A 6,079-nucleotide genomic window follows, 5' to 3' on the forward strand; every position below is an offset into this window, starting at 1 on the left:
CTCTCCCAATATCAGTTGGAATCCCCCGGCGTTGAATCGCCGTTCGTTGTTATGGGCGCCCCCAGAATGCATGGGAGGGGGAGGGCGTCCAGCAGTTCCGATGCTGCGATGCCGCAAGAAAACGCCCGGTTTCGTCTGTCGGAGGGCTGGCGGCGCTTGAGATGGTGACGATTTCATCGAACGAGTTGACCCGGGCGGCATGGCTCCGTATGTCAGCGCCTCGGTGAGGGCGGGTAGCTCAGTGGTAGAGCACGTGACTTTTAATCATGTGGTCGTGGGTTCGATCCCCACCCCGCTCACCAGAACAGCAAAATTCCCAGGCCGCGCCCTCCGTTAACTCGCCGGAAACCAAGTTTTCCTAGCGTGGCGCCATGGTTATCCGCCGCGGTCTCCGCTCGATCTTCGTGACATTGGCGCTCTATCTCGTTTCGGGAGCAGCGGTGGCCTATTTCATGTTCCATGCGCAGCATGGCGCGCGCGGCCTCGAGGCGCGCGGCGCCGTCCGTGAATCGCTGCGGGATATGGAGGCGGAACTCGCCGGGCTTGTCGCCGAGCGCAAATCCTGGGAACATCGCCTCTCGCTGGTCAGAGACGAGGCGGTCGATCGCGACCTCCTGGAAGAGAACGCGCGCGCCATCCTCGGCCGCACGCACAAGAACGACGTCGTGATCATGGGACGCTGAGTTCTGACGATACGGCACATAGTCCCAGACGTATCGATTAACTGAAAATCGGTTAAGGTGATAGATCGCTGATTTTCCAGCGACTTAAGCCATGCTGCATTGCGAGATAGCGTGCTCGCCAAGGTTTTTGTGATCCTCTAAAACAAAGATCAGATGACCTTGGAGGGCCGCCTGATGGCTGTTGCTGCGCGTAAGTCGAAAGCTCCCGCTCAACCGAAAGCCGCCGCGAAGGCGCGGAGTGCCAAGGAGGGGGCGGGCAAGGCCTCCGCCGCGCTCAGCAACACGCCGAGCTTCACCAAGGACGAAGACCTCCACGCCTATCACGAGATGCTGCTGATCCGCCGCTTCGAGGAGAAGGCCGGCCAGATGTACGGCATGGGCCTGATCGGCGGCTTCTGCCACCTCTATATCGGCCAGGAAGCCGTCGTCATCGGCATGCAGATGGCTTCCAAGGATGGCGATCAGGTCATCACGGGCTATCGCGACCACGGTCACATGCTGGCCTGCGGCATGGAATCGCGCGGTGTGATGGCTGAGCTGACCGGCCGGCGCGGCGGCTATTCGCGCGGCAAGGGCGGCTCCATGCACATGTTCAGCCGCGAGAAGAATTTCTACGGCGGCCACGGCATCGTCGGCGCGCAGGTCTCGCTCGGCACCGGCTTGGCCTTCGCCGACTGGTATCGCGGCGACAATACCGTATCGCTGACCTATTTCGGCGACGGCGCGGCCAATCAGGGCCAGGTCTACGAGAGCTTCAACATGGCCGAGCTCTGGAAGCTGCCGGTCGTGTTCATCATCGAGAACAACCGCTACGCCATGGGCACCGCGGTCACCCGTGCCTCGGCCCAGACCGATTTCTCGCGCCGGGGCATCTCCTTCAACATTCCCGGCGAGCAGGTCGACGGCATGGATGTCCGCGCCGTGCGCGAGGCCGGCCTGCGTGCGATCGAGCACGCCCGCTCGGGCAAGGGGCCGTACATCCTGGAGATGCAGACCTACCGCTATCGCGGCCACTCGATGTCCGACCCGGCGAAGTACCGCTCCAAGGACGAAGTCCAGCGCATGCGCGAGGAGCACGACCCGATCGAGCAGGTCCGCGCCCGCCTGATCCGCGACTTCAAGATCGGCGAGGACGAGCTCAAGGCGATCGACGCGAAGGTGCGCGAGGTCGTCAACGACGCGGCCGAGTTCGCCACGCATGACCCCGAGCCCGATCCGTCCGAGCTCTACACCGACATTCTGCTGGAGCCGGCGCAGGGCTGAAAGCCCCGCGCCTCTGGCCCGCTCACCGTCTTTCCCGCGTTTTAGAATCCGGGTGCGTTCATGCCGATCGACATTCTCATGCCTGCCCTTTCTCCCACCATGGAGGAAGGAAAACTGGCCAAGTGGCTGAAAAAAGAGGGCGATCAGGTTAAGCCCGGCGACATTATCGCCGAGATCGAGACCGACAAGGCGACCATGGAAGTCGAGGCGGTCGATGAGGGCATCCTCGCCAAGATCCTCGTCGCGGATGGCACCGACAATGTCGCGGTCAACACGCGGATCGGCGTGATCGCCGCCGACGGCGAGGACGTCAGCGCCGCGGCAAGCGGCGGGGCCAAGGCGGCGGCGCCCGAGCCCAAGGCCGAGGCCGCTCCGGCGGCGAAGGCCGAGGAGGCGCCTGCCGCCAGTGCGCCGCAGAGCGTCCCGGCCCAGGCCAAGGCCTACGACGCCTCGTCCGAATTCCCGGCGGGCGCCGAGATCGTCAGCCAGACGGTCCGCGAGGCGCTGCGCGACGCCATGGCCGAGGAGATGCGCCGCGACGGCGATGTCTTCGTGATGGGCGAGGAGGTCGCGGAATACCAGGGCGCCTACAAGGTCACGCAGGGTCTGCTGCAGGAGTTCGGGCCGAAGCGCGTCATCGACACGCCGATCACCGAGCACGGCTTCGCCGGCATCGGCGTCGGCGCGGCGCTCTCGGGCCTCAGGCCGATCGTCGAGTTCATGACCTTCAACTTCGCCATGCAGGCGATCGACCACATCATCAACTCCGCCGCCAAGACGCTCTACATGTCCGGCGGCCAGATGGGCGCACCGATCGTGTTCCGTGGCCCGAACGGTGCAGCGGCCCGCGTCGGCGCCCAGCACAGCCACGACTATGCCGCCTGGTACTCGAACGTGCCCGGCCTCAAGGTTGTCGTGCCCTACAGCGCCTCCGACGCGAAGGGCCTGCTGAAGAGCGCGATCCGCGACCCGAACCCGGTGATCTTCCTCGAAAACGAGATCATGTACGGCAAGTCCTTCGACGTGCCGAAGGGCGACGACTTCCTGATTCCGATCGGCAAGGCCAAGGTCGTGCGCCCGGGCACGGACGTGACGATCGTCTCCTTCGGCATCGGCATGACCTATGCGCTCGGCGCCGCCGAGGCCCTGGCCAAGGAAAGCATCGAGGCCGAGGTCATCGACCTCAGGACGATCCGCCCGATGGATATCGAGACCGTCATCGCCTCGGTGCAGAAGACCAATCGCTGCGTCGCGGTCGAGGAGGGCTTCCCGCAGTCCGGCGTCACCGCCGAGATCGGCATGAAGATCATGGAAGCGGCCTTCGATTATCTCGACGCCCCGGTCGCCCGCGTCACCGGCAAGGACGTGCCGATGCCTTATGCGGCGAATCTCGAGAAGCTCGCTTTGCCGAACATCGGCGAGGTCATCGCGGCGGCCAAGGCCGTCTGCTATCGCTGAGAAGGGGGCTGACCGATGCCAACCAACATCCTGATGCCCGCGCTCTCTCCGACGATGGAGAAGGGCAATCTCGCCAAATGGCTGAAGAAGGAAGGCGACACGATCAAGTCCGGCGACATCATCGCCGAGATCGAGACCGACAAGGCGACCATGGAGGTCGAGGCGGTCGACGAGGGTATCCTCGCCAGGATCGTGGTGCCGGAAGGCACGGCGGATGTCGCCGTCAACGAGGTGATCGGCGTGATCGCCGGCGAGGGCGAGGATGCCAAGAGCGTCTCCGCCCCCGCGGCTGCCGGCACTGCGCCCGCGAAGGCTGAGGCTCCGAAGGCTGAAGCGCCGAAGGCGGAGGCTCCGGCTCCCGCGGCGGCGCCTTCTGCCCCGGCTGCGTCCGCTCCCGCCGCCGCCAAGGCCAACGGCAGCCGGCCCTTCGCCTCGCCCTTGGCGCGCCGCATCGCCAAGGACGCCGGGCTCGATCTTGCCGCCATCAACGGCACTGGTCCGCATGGTCGCATCGTCGAGAAGGATGTCGAGGCAGCCAGGAAGGGCGGCGGAGCCAAGGCCGCCCCGGCGGCTGCGCCTTCTGCCGCTCCGGCTGCGCCCAAGCCCGCCGCCGCGCCGCTTGCTGCCGGCCCCTCCGACGAACAGATCAAGAAGCTGTTCGAGCCGGGCTCCTATGAGGAGGTCCCGCATGACGGCATGCGCAAGACGATCGCGCGCCGCCTGACCGAGGCCAAGCAGACCGTCCCGCATTTCTACGTGACGGTCGACTGCGAGCTCGACGCGCTGCTCAAGCTACGCGCGGAGCTCAATGCTGCAGCGCCGGAAACGGACGGCAAGCCGGCCTACAAGCTCTCGGTCAACGACATGGTGATCAAGGCGTTGGCGCTGGCGCTCAAGGCCGTTCCGGATGCGAACGTGTCCTGGACCGAGAACACGATGCTCAAGCACAAGCATGCCGATGTCGGCGTCGCCGTCTCGATTCCGGGCGGTCTGATCACGCCGATCATCCGCGATGCCTGCCACAAGASSCTGTCGCAGATCTCCAACGAGATGAAGGACATGGCGGCCCGCGCCAAGGCCCGCAAGCTGAAGCCCGAGGAGTATCAGGGCGGCACGACGGCAGTCTCGAACCTCGGCATGTTCGGGGTCAAGGACTTCGCGGCCATCGTCAATCCGCCGCATGCGACGATCCTGGCCGTCGGCGCCGGCGAGCAGCGCGTCATCGTGAAGGGCGGCCAGCCGGCCGTCGCGACGGTGATGTCGGTGACGCTCTCGACCGACCACCGCGCCGTCGACGGCGCGCTCGGCGCCGAGCTGCTGCAGGCGTTCAAGGGCTATATCGAGAAGCCCATGGCGATGCTGGTGTGAGGTCGGAGAACGATCATGGCTGACTACGACATCATCGTCATCGGCTCCGGCCCCGGCGGCTACATCGCCGCCATCCGGGCCGCGCAGCTCGGCTTCAGGACCGCGATCGTCGAGCGCGAGCATCTCGCCGGYATCTGCTCGAACTGGGGYTGCATCCCGACCAAGGCGCTGCTGCGCTCKGCCGAGATCCTGCAYTAYGGCGAGCAYGCCAAGGATTACGGGCTGGTCCTGGAAGGCTCGTTCAAGGCSGATCTGGAGGCGATCGTGAAGCGCTCSCGCGGCATCGCCGTGCGGATGAACAACGGCGTCCAGTTCCTGATGAAGAAGAACAAGGTCGACGTGATCTGGGGCGAGGCCAAGCTGRCCAAGCCCGGCACGATCGCGGTCGCGCCGACCAAGAAGCCGGCGATGCAGCCGCARGGGCCGGTGCCGAAGAACGCCAAGGGCGAGGGCACCTATACCGCCGACCACATCATCGTCGCGACCGGCGCCCGGCCGCGCGCGCTGCCTGGCCTCGAGCCGGACGGCAAGCTGATCTGGACCTATTTCGAGTCGATGGTCCCGGCCAAGATGCCGAAATCGCTGCTGGTGATGGGCTCCGGCGCCATCGGCATCGAATTCGCCTCCTTCTACCGGACGATGGGCGTCGAGGTGACGGTSGTCGAGGTGCTGCCGCAGGTCGTTCCCGTCGAGGATGCCGAGATCGGCGCCTTCGCGCGAAAAGCCTTCGAGAAGCAGGGCATGAAGATCCTGACATCGGCCAAGGTGACCAAGGTCGAGAAATCGGCCGACTCCGTCACCGCCCATATCGAGGACGAGAAGGGCGGCAAGCAGACGATCACCGCCGACCGCATGATCTCGGCCGTCGGCGTCGTCGGCAATATCGAGAACATCGGGCTCGAGGCGCTCGGCGTGAAGACCGATCGCGGCTGCATCGTCATCGACGATTTCTGCCGGACCAACGTCAAGGGCATCTACGCCATCGGCGACGTCGCCGGCCCGCCGATGCTGGCCCACAAGGCCGAGCATGAGGCGGTGATCTGCGTCGAGGCGATCAAGGGGCTGCATCCGCATCCGATGGACAAGCTGATGATCCCGGGCTGCACCTATTGCCACCCGCAGATCGCCAGTGTCGGCCTGACCGAGGCGAAGGCCAAGGCCGCCGGCCATGAGATCAAGGTCGGCCGCTTCAACTTCGTCGCCAACGGCAAGGCGGTCGCGCTCGGCGAGGACAGCGGCCTCGCCAAGACGATCTTCGACGCCAAGACCGGCAAGCTGCTCGGCGCCCATCTGGTCGGCCCGGAAGT

5 protein-coding genes and 1 tRNA gene are annotated in these 6,079 nt (G+C 65.5%); all 6 read left to right on the plus strand.

Annotation, left to right across the window (positions count from 1 at the left end):
- Window positions 1-227 precede the first annotated feature (227 nt).
- Window positions 228-302 (plus strand) — tRNA-Lys (locus tag AB4Z10_RS14465).
- A 69-nt stretch (window positions 303-371) separates the two neighbouring features.
- Window positions 372-683, plus strand: coding sequence for an FtsB family cell division protein (locus tag AB4Z10_RS14470; RefSeq protein ID WP_441471074.1), 312 nt, complete (start codon window positions 372-374; stop codon window positions 681-683).
- Window positions 684-857: 174 nt separating this feature from the next.
- Window positions 858-1,946: a pyruvate dehydrogenase (acetyl-transferring) E1 component subunit alpha gene (gene pdhA, locus AB4Z10_RS14475; protein WP_441471075.1), complete on the plus strand. Its 1,089-nt coding sequence runs from the start codon at window positions 858-860 to the stop codon at window positions 1,944-1,946.
- 60 nt (window positions 1,947-2,006) lie between these two features.
- Window positions 2,007-3,404, plus strand: coding sequence for a pyruvate dehydrogenase complex E1 component subunit beta (locus tag AB4Z10_RS14480; RefSeq protein WP_441471076.1), 1,398 nt, complete (start codon window positions 2,007-2,009; stop codon window positions 3,402-3,404).
- Between the two features lie 15 nt (window positions 3,405-3,419).
- Window positions 3,420-4,772: a pyruvate dehydrogenase complex dihydrolipoamide acetyltransferase gene (locus tag AB4Z10_RS14485; RefSeq protein WP_441471077.1), complete on the plus strand. Its 1,353-nt coding sequence runs from the start codon at window positions 3,420-3,422 to the stop codon at window positions 4,770-4,772.
- Between the two features lie 15 nt (window positions 4,773-4,787).
- Window positions 4,788-6,079 (plus strand): dihydrolipoyl dehydrogenase (lpdA, locus tag AB4Z10_RS14490; RefSeq protein WP_441471078.1); only part of this gene is annotated, 1,292 nt, incomplete at its 3' end.

Origin of the sequence: Allobosea sp. RAF48 (assembly GCF_052114025.1) — a bacterium.
Taxonomy (GTDB): Bacteria; Pseudomonadota; Alphaproteobacteria; order Rhizobiales; family Beijerinckiaceae; genus Allobosea.